Here is a 13,295-nt window from a genome sequence, read left to right as displayed (position 1 = left end):
CAGCAAGGGGCTGACGTCCAATGCGTCCGGTCGATATCAGCAAATGGTGAAGGACTGGCCGCACTACAAGGCGCAGCTCAAGCTGCCTGACTTCAGCCCAGTCAGCCAGGACCTGCTGGCGCTCCAGCACGTTCGCGAATGCAGGGCGCTGCCTGACGTGGTCGCTGGCCGGATCGAGACGGCTATCTCGAAGTGCCGAAACATCTGGGCCAGCCTGCCCGGCGCCGGGTATGGCCAGCGCGAGCATCGTCTCGAGGATCTTCTGAAGCAGTACCGCTTGGCTGGCGGGGTGCTGGCATGAGCGGCACTGGCTTTACCAGGTTGTCGAGGGTATTGGCCAAGGCCAGGGAGGGTGATCTTTTCTTCGAGTGCCCGGGCTGCGACATGGTCCACGGTATTTCCACTGGAGTTGGCCCAGGCCCTCGCTGGGGCTACAACGGCAACGCCGATGCCCCCACGTTCACGCCGTCGGTGCTGGTCCGATATAACTGGTCGGACGGCCCAAGGATTTGCCATTCGTTCGTGACCGACGGGCGCATTCAGTTCCTTGGTGACTGCACGCATAAATTGGCGGGGCAGACGGTTGATCTGCCCGACTGGGAGGATGAGTTATGACGCCGGTGCAGAAGCTGGCCGGCCTGGCGGTGCTGATCCTCCTGGCCATGGCCGCGAGTTTCGGAGCTGCCTGGAAGGTGCAGGACTGGCGCCTGGGCAAGGTAGTGGCAGAGCAGGGCGCCCAGTTTCAGACGGACCTTGCCGCGATCGGCAATGCCGCCGCAGCCCAGGCCCGTGCCGAGCAGGACAAGCGCCTGGCCACCGAGCAGCAACTGGCCGCCTCCGACCAACAACACACCAAGGAATTATCCGATGCCCAGCGCAACCAGGCTTTGCTGCGTGACCGTCTTGCTACTGCTGATGTGCGGCTGTCAGTCCTTCTCGACGCCACGGATTCAGCCAGTGGCTGCAACATGCCTGCCGCCCCCGGCGCCGTCGGCATGGTTCATGCGGCCCGTCGAGCCCAACTTGACCCAGCGCATGCTCAACGAATTATCGGCATCACCGATGCCGGCGACCAAGGATTGATCGCGCTACGGGCGTGCCAAGCGTATGTCAGGGAGGTGTCTCGGTAATTTAAGTTTTTTTTGAAAGTTGCCATAATTTTCCGAGTCAACGTACTTAAGGTGAGACTGTAGCATTATCTATTTTCTGCTTGATCGATTTTAAAATTACGTCAACAGAGTGTGCCTCAGTAGTTCTTCCATCACTTTTTTCTATAATTGATTTTGAACGCTCAGTATCGCCATAAAATTTGTAGATGGCAGCTAAGAAAACTTCAGCGTCACCAAATGGTGTCGCTTCATAAGACTTTTCCGCAAACGAAATAATCGTGCCTTTTACTTTTTGTGGCTCTTGGCGGATCAGGAGGTCAGAGGCTTTAAGTCTATAAATAGTAGATACTAAATTTTTATCCTCAAAAACATGGAGGTCTGGTTTTTTTTCCTCGGTAAGTTCATTGCTTATCTTGTCTAAGAGTTTATCCATGATACGTAATGCTTTATCGTGCTCTCCTTTAAAATAGATTGTCATGGCCCCAAGAAAAATATAGGGGGTGCTGTTTTCCTTATAGCATTTTTGAAATAAGTTAGCGTATTGCGCTCCTTCTTCTTTGTTATCGCTTATTGATGCTATGCCTAGCATTGAGCTGTATATGGAGCATAGTTTTCCAATGTCGGTTATGGTTTTTTCTTCTCTTAGTAGTATTGTCTTTGCCTCTTTAAACTTACCCTGTTCTATTAGTTTTTTTGCGTCATACATGTCGAGATTTTCATCAGCAAAAGATGTGCTGGAGTTCGCAAAAACAAAACCACCTATAAGTAAGGCTAAAAGGCCTGATAGATGTTTTTTTGGCTTTGAGGTCGTTTTAATAATTAGCTTACTAGGATATGAGTTGCACATTGTTACGTCTCCACTTCAGGGTCGCTGCCCCTAATCATTTGCACACTATCGCCATAGGCAATCGAAAACCCGAACTCCCTGACCTTCGGGGTTTCTATCCCCACCCCATCCCTCAATAAAAGCGGGTATGGCGGGAAGATATCATGAAAGGTTATGTTGCCTGCTCGAGCCTAATCCCGTTACCTGGATTACATGAAGAAAATTCCCGTGATGGTGAATTCAGGGTTTTGTCAACATAGCTTCATGGCGTTTTGATCAACCTGCCAACTTGGCTGCGCCATATTCCAAACTAGACGTTGGTTGGTTGGATTAGCTCCGGCCCCTTGCTCCTAACGTTGCCCACGGCCGTATCGACCTTGAACCATTCAAAGGCCTCGGCCGGCTCGCCCTGGTGCAGCACCATCTGCTCGGCGCGCTCTTTGGGCGTGGCCGGGTCCAACCATTCCTGGGCCAGATCCGGTGTCAGCACCACGGGCCGCCGGTCGTGGATGTCCACCATGCCGCCAGCGCTGTCGGCGGTAATGATGACGAAGCCGTCATGCTCACCCGGGCCTTCGTCGCTATCGGGCAGTTGGCCAATGGCGGCGCACAGCACCGGCGCGCCGTCCCGCCGGCGGATCAGGTACGGCTGCTTTTTCGGGCCGCCTTCATCGACCCATTCAAACCAGTTATCAACGGGCGTGATTGCCCGGTGTGGCCATATCGCGCGGAAGAACGGTCCGTGGGCCACTTTCTCGACGCGGGCATTGATCGGCGCGGCGCGGTCCTTGGCCCAGTGCGGCCGCCATCCCCAGCGCACCAGGTCCGCGTGCAGCAGATCACCCTGCAGATGGAGCAGGGCGACTTGAGTTGTAGGGGCGACGTTGTACCGCTCCAGGGGTAACTCACCCACGGAGTTCGCCAGGGCATTGGGCATGCTCAGTGCTGCAACAAAGTCGTGGATGCCGCTGTACTGGGAAAGTCTTCCGCACATAGCTATCTCCGCTCGTCGGCCCCAATGAACAGCCGGGACCAGGCCAATCTCTACACTGTAGACACTGGCCACAGGTATTCGTCATGGCGATCAACATCGAACAGATCAACGCAATGGAGGCATGGTTTGCGCTGCGCAACGATCCGGACTTCATCGCAGCCGATCCGGAAGATCGATACGAATCGCGCTTGGTGCTGGCTGACGACATGAAAGAGCGCGGTGTGATCGACACCGGAGAATGGCGCGAGCTGGTTGAAGAGGCGGTCGCCGCGTACGGCGTGGAGTTAGGCTGAGGTTTCTTTCAGGTTCTTGAGTTCAGCCAGCAGCCGCTGGTTCTCCCTGAGAAGGTAATCGCGCTGCTCGGCAACGAGCTTCATGCCGAGAATGGCAGGCTCCGAGCATCGTTTTTTCAGCCCACTGATTTCAACCAGGGCTATCTTGAGCGTTTTCTCTACCTTCGCTTTGCCGGTGGCCAGCGCGTCATTCATCTGCACCAGGCCGGATATGTTCGCCCGCGCCTTGCGCAGTTGCACCTGCAGGTCTGCAACCTCGTCCTCGATCATCGAGCAGTGGTGTTTGTACATTTCCAGAGGCGTAGGGCAGCCAAGCCACTCGCAGGTGTCTTCATCGATGTTCATGATGTGGGGGGTTCCGAATGCTGTATGTGCATACAGTAGTCGAGGCGTGAGAATGCCGGAGGTGTTAGCCGACGAAATGCAGGCTTACCCGACGATCAGTCAGGGGCCATGAGGACGGCCAGGGTCAGTTTGATGAACTCTTCGTTCTCGTCGATGGTGTGCAGCGCACCGCGCACGTTCTCTGCCACATCGGCGGAGCCGCGCTGCTCGACCCAGTTCGATAGCTCCATGATGGAAGCCTCAAGGGCCAGCTGGTTTTCGTACATCTTAGAGAGCAGGGAAGGGAGCAGGTCTGAGTTGGGCATCGGCGTTCCTCTGGTGGAGTGAACAGTTTAGCAGTCGGTGTTCTTTGGGGGGTTGTGTTCGGTCGGCAGGACGCCGGGGGAGATGGTAAAATAACCGGCGCGGGCTGAAGCAGATAATCCCAGCGCCGAGAAAATAGTACAGTGGTTAGTACATCGGCTCGGTTGGTTCGAATAGGCGACCAATAAATAATGGCTTTTTGTGCCTTAATTAGACTCCGGCTTCGGGCACCATCTTACATTCCATTGAGAGCTTTTAAGTTCCTTGGAAGCGTTGAAAAACCTGCCTTCTGGCGGGTTTTTTCGTTTTAGCGTTCCGTGTTCACTTAAATTTGAACTGACCTCCAAAGGTTGGACACAACCATAAATTCAACATCTTCGGCCTCTGGGAGCGCCGCTATGAGGAGGGCAGTTTTGATGCCCTTACCAAGCCCGGGCGAGCACAAGCAGAAGAGTCAGTTTCCACCAGGTTGCAGGTCGATTTTCTCTGACGGTTTCTTCGACCTGGAGGTTGGCGTGGAATCACAGCCGGGCTGATTTGCCGGCACTGCATCGCAGCTGATTCGGAAACCTCCAACCCTCATGTCAGAGTCGCCGTGCCCAGGGCTGTACGACGAACATGCGCCGAGAGTCGCAGAAACTATGAGCATCGCTAGGTATTTCATCTGGGGTCCGTTCCTAGTCACTCCGATAATTCACTGCAGTATATCGAAAGCATCCCTTTGCGGCTGGTCGCGTCTTCCGCACATGGCTACGCCCTCGCTCTGAAACCTGAGCTTAGACATTGGTTTTGGGGCGAGACATCAGGTCGTTCAACATCGCGCGCAGTGTTTCTGCTTCGCGCTTGCTGGATGCGGCCGATGTTGCGAGGACGTCGATTTGCTTGCGCATGGCGGCCGCTTCGGTGCCTCTTTCGGCGAGGTAGCCCCGGAACTGGGTTTTGACAGCCTCGGCATCGGCCAGCATCTGCACCAGGCCGTGAATGTCCTCCCTCGCTTTGCGCAGCTGCAGGTTCAGTTCATGGACCTCATTCTCCAGGAGGCGGGCGTGCTGTTTGTGCATTTCGAGGGGCGAGGGCATGCCAAGCCACTCACAGGTGTCTTCATCAATGTTCATGGAGGCGGGGTCCGGATGCTGTATGCCTATACAGTATTCGAGATTGGATAAGGCGCAAGGCTTGAGGCGACGAACTGCAGGGCTATCCGACGATTAGCCGGGCGCCATATCGAGGTCTTTCATGCAAGTCGCCATGCTCTTAAACGTTCTGGCTGGCAGACAGATGACAACGGCTCGGCGATGACTCGCACCGTCGAGCGCTGGCTTGTCGATGGCACACAGTTGTGCAAGATTCAGATCGCTCTCAACCTCGATGTGCACCCGTTTCTGGATGAGCAACGAAGAGCATTCAAGGCATCAGGACCGAGTCGACAACGTGAATCACACCGTTGGACTGCATCACGTCTGCAATGCTGATACTCGCCTTACCGCCTTTGGCATCGACCACCCAAAGCTTGCCGTCATGCAGCTTGATAGTCAGCGACTCACCTTGAACTGTTTTCAACACGACGGTCCCGCCATTCTTTTTGGCGTCGGCCATCAGTTGGGCAGACGTGTGAGTGCCGGGCACGACATGGTAGGTCAGGATTTTAGTCAGGTCGGCTTTGTGTTCAGGCTTGACCAGAGTGTCGACGGTACCCGCTGGCAGTTTGGCAAAGGCTTCGTTGGTCGGTGCGAATACGGTGAAAGGGCCTTTGCTATTGAGCGTATCAACCAGGCCGGCAGCCTTGACCGCTGCTACGAGTGTCGTATGGTCCTTCGAGTTGACCGCGTTCTCAACGATGGTTTTGCTCGGGTACATCGCTGCGCCTCCGACCATCACAGAGTCGGCAGCAACGCTAAGTGTTGCGGTCACGCAGAGAATTGCGAAGCAGGCGGCTGCAGCAAGTTTTTTGTAAAAAGCGTGCATGATGTTACTCCTTGGCTCTTATGCCCTCCGAGTGAGGGGTATTGAATCTACGAGCCAGCGACTGAATTGGATGCACCGATTCACCCGATAATTTCTTGAGCGCCACGCGTGCCCGCTCAGGCACACGCACGGCGTCATTACCAATGACTGCTTCGGCTTGGGCCCGCCTGGTGTATCCGCCTAGGCTTTCGCTCCTCGCACAATCCTTCCCTCCTTGACCTCATCTGCATACCCGCAGAGCTTTTGCTGCTGCGCCGCGAGCAGGGCGCACAGCTTCATCAAGGCGATGGCGTCATCAGGCGATTTGGCGAGCCCCGCAATAGCCGTAAGCTCAGTCACCGACCAGGCGATAACGGCCGTCGCGTCTTCAAGGTCGTAGAACAGTTCCTGCTGGGCAGTCCTGGGGCCGTCGAGCTTTTCCATCAGATTTGCCATTTACCGGTGCTCTCCATGGAAGTGGTTCAGCGCTATCAATTCAGTCACCGCCACCCAGCGCTTTACGAACGGATCGGCGCTGGTTTCACGCCTGCTCAATATAAAGACGAGACGAAGGCCTCGATCGGCTCTGGCAACAAATCCTGCGGGTGATCCCCGCCAAATGTCGCGATACCGCTTTTACCTGTCGCGATCCCGGAGCTGATTACAGCGCCTGAGGAAACCTCAATGACGCTGATTTTGACTTCTACCTTGTCAGGGATCATCGACCATTCAGTTGCGCGGTCTTCCCAATGCAGGATGGACGCAAGAATAAGGATGTCCTGGCTGCTGCGCTTGGCTTTTTCCAGGCTCAACTCATAGCTGGAGGCTTCTGCATCCACCGTTACCACCGCAGAGCGGCGGGAAAACGCAGCGTAAAGGATTTGCGCTGTATTGCGACCGGAGCCTTTATAAACCTGGTCACCGTATTCACCGTCTGCGGGAGTGGCGATGTATACCTTGTCCGTTTGCCTGATCGGGTGATTAAACCCAGACTGGCCGGGCAGCCATTGATGAGAATCGGCGCAGCCAGAAAGCGCGACGACCAGGAGCAGAACAGCGGGGATACGCATCTCGATTTCCTTTTCGTAAGTTCCGCAAAAATTGGATCATACCGTTCAATCACTAGACACCGTTCGCCAAATAGCACGACGACCGGTACCGCAATAAATCGAACCGCGGAATTTGTCGGCACCTCCAACGTATACGCCCCAGAGAGAGGGCATTGAGAGGTGTGTATGAACAACGACGCAAGCCTGCAGGGCAGTACTCCACCCGACTATCCACTACCCGTATCGCCGGGTCCACTTGAACCCGGAAGGCCTGATGTCGTTCCGGTTCCTGAAGAGGGTATTGATGAGTTGCCGGATAACGAGGGAGAGCGACCCCTGGATGACGACCATACGGGCCTCGATCCTGAGCGCGTCAAAGAAGAGACGGACAATGCCGTGATGGATAACGACCAGGATCCGCGCTGATAGATCGGGCGCTACTTCAGACCGATGCGTTTGCGCATCTGTGCCGTGATGGTTTGCTTTGTCTTAGGCATATCAGCCCACGGATCGACGTCCAGCTCGCCTAGGCGTTGATGGATGTTTTGAATGTTCCAGACGTTAGCGCCTTTGATCTCCTTTAGCTCATCTCGCAAGATCGGCACTGACACCGGCAGGCCTTCGCGGGTACGTGCCGAATAGGCGCAAATAGTGGTGGCGCCCAAGCCATTGCGCAGATAGTCGATGAAGATCCGTCCCACCCGGTTTTTGGGGCCGGAAACCGCCGAAAACCGATCGGGAAGCAGATGGGCAATATGTTTGACCACCGCGTGGCTAAAGCTTTTTACCGCATCCCAGTCTGCTTTCGGCGTCAACGGTACGACAATGTGGATACCTTTGCCGCCACTGGTTTTCAGGAAAGATTTAAGCCCCAGTTCGTCCAGTACCGTTAACGTCAGTTGGGTGGCTTCCACCATGCTCTTCCATGGCAGCGCAGGGTCGGGGTCAAGGTCGAGAATAAATCGGTCAGGGCGATGCAGATCGTTGGCGACGGCGTTCCAGGTATGCAACTCAATGGCGCTCATCTGAACCGCGCCCACCAGCGCCTCAAGGTTATTGATCAACATTACAGGGTGACCCGTCTCTGCTTTGCCGATGATTTCAATCCCAGGGATTGCCAGGCGCTCTGCATTCTTCTGAAAGAACAGTTCGCCGCCAATACCGTCCGGGGCACGCACCAGCGCGACAGGGCGATTTAGTAATTGCGGCACAAGCCAGTCAGAGATGCCAATGTAGTAATCCGCCAAGTCACGTTTGGTCGAGCGGCTGCTCGGGTCAATCACGCGTTGGGGATGCGTCAGGCGGATCCTGGTTGATCCGTCGTCGCCGGCCTTACCCTTGGCCTTGGCTACAGGCGGTTGGTTTTTCTCTGACTTTTTCTCGGCCTCAGGGGCAGGGGCAGGGCGCTCCTCGATGATCGACTTCGCTGGTTTATCGTCACGCAGGCCCTGGAATACGGCGTGTCTTACCGAGCCCTCCTGGGTGATCTCAGCAAAGGCGACCTCTGCCAAAAGCGAGGGTTTCAGCCAGTGCACGTCCTTGGCTTCAAAGCCAGTGGGTGGGTTGACGACTGCAGGCTTGGTGACTTCAAGCGGGGTCAACTGTTTGTAGATCGTATTCAGCGTTACCTGGTTGAATCCAGTACCAACCTTGCCGGCGTATTTCAGCTCGCCGCTGTCTATGTCGTGCAGGCCCAATAGCAGCGCCCCGAATTTACTGCGCGAACCCTTTGGCTCGGTATAGCCGACGACGACAAACTCTTGCCGGTGTTTACATTTGAGCTTGATCCAGTCGCCGCTGCGTCGCGATACGTAGGGGCTGCCAACACGTTTGCCGATGAGGCCTTCCATTTGCATTTGGCAGGCACTGTTCAGCAGTGCTTGCGGTGTTTCGGCGAAGTCGTCCGAGTACCTGAGAACCTCATCCTCACTGCGCTCCAGCACCTTGGACAAGGCTTTCCTGCGCTGTTCGACCGGCACCTCCCGCAAATCCATGCCGTTGAGAAAAGGCATGTCGAAGAGGTAGTAAACAATATTGCCGCTGCGGCCCAACTCAAATGCATTTTGGAGTGCCTGAAAATCCGGAATGCCTTTCTCATTGGCAACAACCATTTCGCCATCCAGCCACGCGGACTTTAAAGCGAGGCTGGCGATTGCTTCGGCCTGCCGTGGAAGCTTGTGCGTCCAATCATGGCCATTGCGGGTAAACAGTTGCACCTTTCCCTCATCCACTTTTGCCATGATGCGATAGCCGTCGAATTTGATCTCATATCGCCAATCACCGTCGGAGGCTGAATCCACCAGCGTGGCCAGTTCAGGCTTCAGGCTTTCAGGAAGATCAGAGGGGTGGGCATTCGCCAGCTGGGTGTTTCCCGGCTTGGCGGGTGGCGCAGGCGGCTTCTTGACAGATTTGGGCTCGGCCGATTTTCCTGAGCGCTTTTTGGGCACGAGAGTGCGCTCGCTCAACACACTGTGTGATTGCGCTTTCACGATGTTGTAATCGCTTTCTGGCCGAGCGAATTCGTCCTGATGCTTTATCAGAAACCACTGCTCCTGCTTGCCGGGAATATGCGTCTTGACCAAGTTCCACAGGCCGCCAAGCTTCTCGCCCTGCAACTCAAATTTCAGCCGGCCTTTCGCGTAGGCCTCGGCGGGATCGGATAAGGGCTTCCAGATACCGCGATCCCACACAATGACGTCGCCAGCACCGTAATGGCCCTGCGGTATCGTCCCTTCAAACGTAGCATAGTCAAGCGGGTGGTCTTCGACATGCACGGCCAGGCGTTTGGATTTTGGATCGAGCGACGGGCCCTTGGGCACCGCCCAGCTTTTGAGGGTACCGTCGAGCTCAAGGCGAAAATCATAATGCAGGCGAGTTGCGTCGTGCTTCTGGATGCAAAACTGCAGCGCAGCAGGTTCGGCGGTGTTTCCCTTTGCAGGCGGCGCTTTTGCCGCGCCAGAGGGCTCTGAGGTCGCGTCGAAATCACGCTTGCGATTGTATTCGCCAAGGGCGTCAGGTGGCATCGCTATAGTTTCGGTGGCGCCTGAGCCGCTCCTGGGCTTGTTTTTGGGCCTGGCTCGCCGGGACGAGATCTCAACCCACGTTGGAGCGTGATCACTGGCGTGTTCTTCGCCACGTACCCATGCATCCACGCCAGCGTTCTTCAGGTAAGGCGCAAGTACCGGGTTCAGCAGAAGATGGTCGATGCGCAAGCCGGAATTTTTTTGCCAGTGCTGACGGAAATAATCCCAGAACGTGTACACGCGCTCTTGCGGATACAGGTGTCTCAGCGAGTCGATCCAGCCTTGGCTCAATAGTCTTTGAAAGCACTCACGGCTTTCTGGCTGGAGAAGGGCATCCTTGAGCCACGAGCGGGTGTTGTAGATGTCAAGGTCGGTGGGCACAACGTTGTAGTCGCCGGCGAGGACAACAGGGTGTTCGCTGGCCTTTAATGTTTCGGCATGCGCAATCAGGTGCTCAAACCAGTTGAGCTTGTAATCAAATTTCGGCCCCGGTTGCGGGTTTCCATTTGGCAGGTACAGGCACCCCACGATCACGCCATGCACAGCCGCTTCCAGGTAGCGAGACTGCGTGTCGTCTTCAGCTCCAGGCAAGCCTTTATGAATCAGGAGGGGCTCGGAGTCGCGCGCAAGAATCGCCACTCCGTTCCAAGAGGCTTGGCCATGGTGCAATGAACCGTAGCCTGCTGCCTCAAGATCGCCTGCAGGGAAAGCTTTGTCCTGTGCTTTCAGTTCCTGCAGGCACACGATGTCTGGGCGCTCTTTCTCAAGCCATTGCAAGAGATTAGGCAGTCGCGCCCCTATGCCGTTGACGTTGAATGTCGCGATCCTGAGGTTCTGCATTGCCTCGATCCTTCAATATGCCCGGAACTTTTTGCCTACAGCAATAGGTGTGTGACCGATGCCAAAGGCATCGGTATCAAACTGATGTGCTCGAAATTCAGATTATTTCATCAGTTCATGCGCCTGAACCGATCCTCTTTCTGGATTGAAGCAACTGAGGCGCACCGGCACCGACTTGGCCGCCGGCACCTTACTGCGTTCGGCGTGGTGCCAGAGCGGCACCAGCGCGTTGCACTCCGGGTAGTAGGCCGCAGCGCAGCCCTCGGGAATATCGTAGGCAATGATTTCGAACGGGCCGACCTGACGCTTTACCTCAGGCTCGATGGCGGTGGTCAACAGCACCTGCTGGCCGACCTCAAAACCCAGACGCACGATGTCGTTGCAATGCATGAAGATCACTTCGCGCGTGCCACTGACCCCGCGAAAACGGTCGTCATACCCGTAGATGGTGGTGTTGAACTGGTCATTGCTGCGCAGCGTCATCAGTTGCAGCACGTCGCGCGCCGGTTCGGCGAGGTTGACGTCATCGTCTTCGGCCAGCGTCACCGGCCTGACGAACTGCGCCTTGCCCGTTGGGGTCTGCCATTCGCGTTGCGCAGCGGCAATTGGCCGGTGGAAACCGCCGGGCTCAACCATGCGGGTTTCCATGTCATGAAAAATCTGCGGATAGATCGTGCTGATGGCGGTCCTGACCGTCGAATAATCGTCGCACCAGGCTTGCCAGTCGATGCGGTTACCGGGCGCCAAGGCGGCCATGGCCAGGCCGGCGACGATGCTGGCTTCGGCACGCACGTGCGGGCCGACCGGTTCGGCGCTGCCGTGCCAGCCGTGGATGCAGCCGGTGCTGTCCTCGGTGGTGTAGGTTTGCGCCACGCCGTTTTGCCGATCAATCTCTATGCGCCCCAGGCACGGCAGCAGCCACATATTTCGGGCGGGCAGCAGGTGGGTGCGATTGAGTTTGGTGGCGACCTGCACGTTCAGTTCAAGCCCTTTCCACGCCGGTTCCATGCGCGAGGTGTCGGGTATTGCCCGCAGGAAGTTGCCGCCCAGCCCGATGAACCCGCGCACTTGCCCCGACAGAATACCTTCGCAAGCGTCCACGGTGCACAGGCCCTTGTGCGCCGGGACCCTGAAGCCGAAGTGCTGCTCGATCAGCTCCGCCGGGACCTTTTTCGGGTCTTCGGTGATGCCCACGGTGCGCTGGCCCTGCACGTTGGAATGGCCGCGCACCGGGCAGATGCCGGCGCCAGGTTTGCCGATATTGCCGCGCATCAGCATCAGGTTCACCAGCATCTGTACATTCGCGACCCCGTGCCGGTGCTGGGTTAGGCCCATGCCATAGACGAACATCACACGTTGGCTGCCGGCGTACACCGTTGCGGCGGCCTCCAGTGCGCCGCGCGTGAGCCCGCTTTTGTGCTCCAGTTGCGCCCACGTGCAGTCACGCACGTAGGTGGTGAACGCCTCGAAACCTTCGGTGTGGGTGGCGATGAAGTCGTAGTCGAGCACGGCCGGTGTGCCGCGTTCAGTGGCGCAGTCATCCATTTCCAACAGCGCCTTGGCGATGCCGGTGATGGCCGCCGTATCACCGCCAATCGCCACCTGGTGGTATTGGGTGCTGATCAGGGTCGACTCGGGCGTGAGCATTTCGCTGGGCGATTGCGGATTGACGAAGCGCTCCAGCCCGCGCTCGCGCAAAGGGTTGAAGGTGATGATCGGCACGTCGCGCCGGCGCACGTCCTGCAATTGATGCAGCATGCGCGGGCTGTTGCTGCCGACGTTCTGGCCAAAGAAAAACAGGCAGTCGGTGTGGTCGAAGTCGTCCAGGGTCACGGTGCCGACCGGCACGCCGATGCTTTCCTGCAAACCGACGGAGGTGCTCTCGTGGCACATGTTTGAACTGTCGGGCAGGTTGTTGGTGCCATAGGCCCGGGCGAACAGCTGGTACATGAAGGAGGTCTCCAGCGAGGCGCGCCCGGAGGCATAAAACACCACGCTGTCGGGCTCCATCGCTTTGAGCTGCGCGCCAATTGCCTGATAGGCCTCGTCCCACGACGTCTCACGGTAGCGGTCGCTCTGCGGGTCATAACGCAGGGGATGGGTCAGGCGGCCCTGTTGCTCAAGCGCATAGTCGGGCCAGTCGCGTAATTCACTGAGGGTGTGTTCGGCAAAAAACGCCGGGTCGGTCTTCAGCGATGTCAGTTCCCAGGCGGTGGCCTTGGCGCCGTTCTCGCAAAACTCCAACGCATGCGGGCGGCCGGGTTTGGCCCAGGCGCAGCTGACGCAGGCGAAACCGTCGGGCTTGTTTTGCTTGAGCAGCGCAACGGGCGCCTTGGTCAGCGCCTGTTCGCGCCACAGGATCTGCATCACCGATTTGGCCGAGCCCCAGCCTCCGCTCGCGTGGGTGTAAGGCTGGAAATGGGTCTTGGGATGAATGAGCATCGTGGCACTCCCGGGCGCTGGCTGGATAACCTTGGGACGGGCCGCAAGGGCAAAGGTTCGAGCGGAATGCCGGACGGGAGGCGCCGTTTGTCTGCGCTGCGCAACACCGAGTGAACCCATGGCCGCC

15 protein-coding genes are annotated in these 13,295 nt (G+C 57.0%); 5 read left to right on the top strand and 10 right to left on the bottom strand.

Annotation, left to right across the window (positions count from 1 at the left end; genetic code table 11):
* The 3 genes from ACZRN6_RS24810 to ACZRN6_RS24800 all read left to right on the top strand — a co-directional run.
* The coding region (locus tag ACZRN6_RS24810; RefSeq protein ID WP_464009087.1) for a glycoside hydrolase family 24 protein at window positions 1-301 on the top strand (301 nt) is incomplete at its 5' end.
* On the top strand, window positions 298-615 hold the full coding sequence (locus tag ACZRN6_RS24805) for a ubiquitination-like system serine protease family protein (protein ID WP_322144435.1): 318 nt from the start codon (window positions 298-300) through the stop codon (window positions 613-615). The genes ACZRN6_RS24810 and ACZRN6_RS24805, both read left to right, overlap by 4 nt.
* A complete protein-coding gene (locus ACZRN6_RS24800) occupies window positions 612-1,130 on the top strand; it encodes a lysis system i-spanin subunit Rz (RefSeq protein ID WP_322144436.1) in 519 nt (172 codons plus the stop codon). The genes ACZRN6_RS24805 and ACZRN6_RS24800 overlap by 4 nt, the downstream gene beginning before the upstream one ends.
* Window positions 1,131-1,176: 46 nt before the next feature.
* Here ACZRN6_RS24800 and ACZRN6_RS24795 read toward each other — a convergent pair whose 3' ends face one another.
* Together ACZRN6_RS24795 and ACZRN6_RS24790 are read right to left on the bottom strand one after the other, a co-directional pair.
* Complete coding sequence (locus ACZRN6_RS24795) at window positions 1,177-1,956, bottom strand: hypothetical protein (protein ID WP_464009086.1); 780 nt, start codon at window positions 1,954-1,956, stop codon at window positions 1,177-1,179.
* A 289-nt stretch (window positions 1,957-2,245) separates the two neighbouring features.
* On the bottom strand, window positions 2,246-2,929 hold the full coding sequence (locus ACZRN6_RS24790) for an SOS response-associated peptidase (RefSeq protein ID WP_464009085.1): 684 nt from the start codon (window positions 2,927-2,929) through the stop codon (window positions 2,246-2,248).
* A gap of 83 nt (window positions 2,930-3,012) precedes the next feature.
* Here ACZRN6_RS24790 and ACZRN6_RS24785 point away from each other — a divergent pair, with 83 nt between their 5' ends.
* Window positions 3,013-3,222 carry a hypothetical protein gene (locus ACZRN6_RS24785; RefSeq protein ID WP_464009084.1) on the top strand — a complete coding sequence of 70 codons (210 nt, stop codon included), beginning with the start codon at window positions 3,013-3,015 and terminating at the stop codon, window positions 3,220-3,222.
* On the opposite strand, the gene ACZRN6_RS24780 is transcribed toward ACZRN6_RS24785, so the two are convergent.
* From ACZRN6_RS24780 to ACZRN6_RS24755, 6 genes are all read right to left on the bottom strand, one after another.
* Window positions 3,214-3,567 carry a hypothetical protein gene (locus ACZRN6_RS24780; protein ID WP_464009083.1) on the bottom strand — a complete coding sequence of 118 codons (354 nt, stop codon included), beginning with the start codon at window positions 3,565-3,567 and terminating at the stop codon, window positions 3,214-3,216. The genes ACZRN6_RS24785 and ACZRN6_RS24780 overlap by 9 nt on opposite strands.
* Window positions 3,568-3,662: 95 nt before the next feature.
* Window positions 3,663-3,872 carry a hypothetical protein gene (locus ACZRN6_RS24775; protein WP_464009082.1) on the bottom strand — a complete coding sequence of 70 codons (210 nt, stop codon included), beginning with the start codon at window positions 3,870-3,872 and terminating at the stop codon, window positions 3,663-3,665.
* Window positions 3,873-4,646: 774 nt separating this feature from the next.
* On the bottom strand, window positions 4,647-4,985 hold the full coding sequence (locus ACZRN6_RS24770) for a hypothetical protein (protein WP_464009081.1): 339 nt from the start codon (window positions 4,983-4,985) through the stop codon (window positions 4,647-4,649).
* Window positions 4,986-5,274: 289 nt separating this feature from the next.
* Window positions 5,275-5,835 (bottom strand): fasciclin domain-containing protein, encoded by a 561-nt coding sequence (locus ACZRN6_RS24765; RefSeq protein WP_322144949.1) that lies wholly within the window; start codon window positions 5,833-5,835, stop codon window positions 5,275-5,277.
* Window positions 5,836-6,015: 180 nt separating this feature from the next.
* Window positions 6,016-6,270: a hypothetical protein gene (locus ACZRN6_RS24760; protein ID WP_322144950.1), complete on the bottom strand. Its 255-nt coding sequence runs from the start codon at window positions 6,268-6,270 to the stop codon at window positions 6,016-6,018.
* A 95-nt stretch (window positions 6,271-6,365) separates the two neighbouring features.
* Window positions 6,366-6,884, bottom strand: a complete 519-nt coding sequence (locus ACZRN6_RS24755; protein ID WP_464009080.1) for a DUF4823 domain-containing protein — start codon at window positions 6,882-6,884, stop codon at window positions 6,366-6,368.
* Between the two features lie 165 nt (window positions 6,885-7,049).
* Between ACZRN6_RS24755 and ACZRN6_RS24750 the strand changes: the two genes are divergently transcribed.
* Window positions 7,050-7,289, top strand: coding sequence for a hypothetical protein (locus tag ACZRN6_RS24750; RefSeq protein ID WP_464009079.1), 240 nt, complete (start codon window positions 7,050-7,052; stop codon window positions 7,287-7,289).
* Between the two features lie 11 nt (window positions 7,290-7,300).
* On the opposite strand, the gene ligD is transcribed toward ACZRN6_RS24750, so the two are convergent.
* Both ligD and ACZRN6_RS24740 read right to left on the bottom strand, forming a co-directional pair.
* The gene (gene ligD / locus ACZRN6_RS24745; RefSeq protein ID WP_464009078.1) at window positions 7,301-10,726 is read right to left on the bottom strand and encodes a DNA ligase D; all 3,426 of its coding nucleotides are present in this window, start codon (window positions 10,724-10,726) and stop codon (window positions 7,301-7,303) included.
* Window positions 10,727-10,828: 102 nt separating this feature from the next.
* Window positions 10,829-13,168 carry an FdhF/YdeP family oxidoreductase gene (locus tag ACZRN6_RS24740; protein ID WP_464009077.1) on the bottom strand — a complete coding sequence of 780 codons (2,340 nt, stop codon included), beginning with the start codon at window positions 13,166-13,168 and terminating at the stop codon, window positions 10,829-10,831.
* Between the last annotated feature and the right edge of the window lie 127 nt (window positions 13,169-13,295).

The sequence above is a fragment of the Pseudomonas sp. A125 genome, from assembly GCF_055409485.1.
This window is presented reverse-complemented; position numbering and strand designations above follow the sequence as displayed.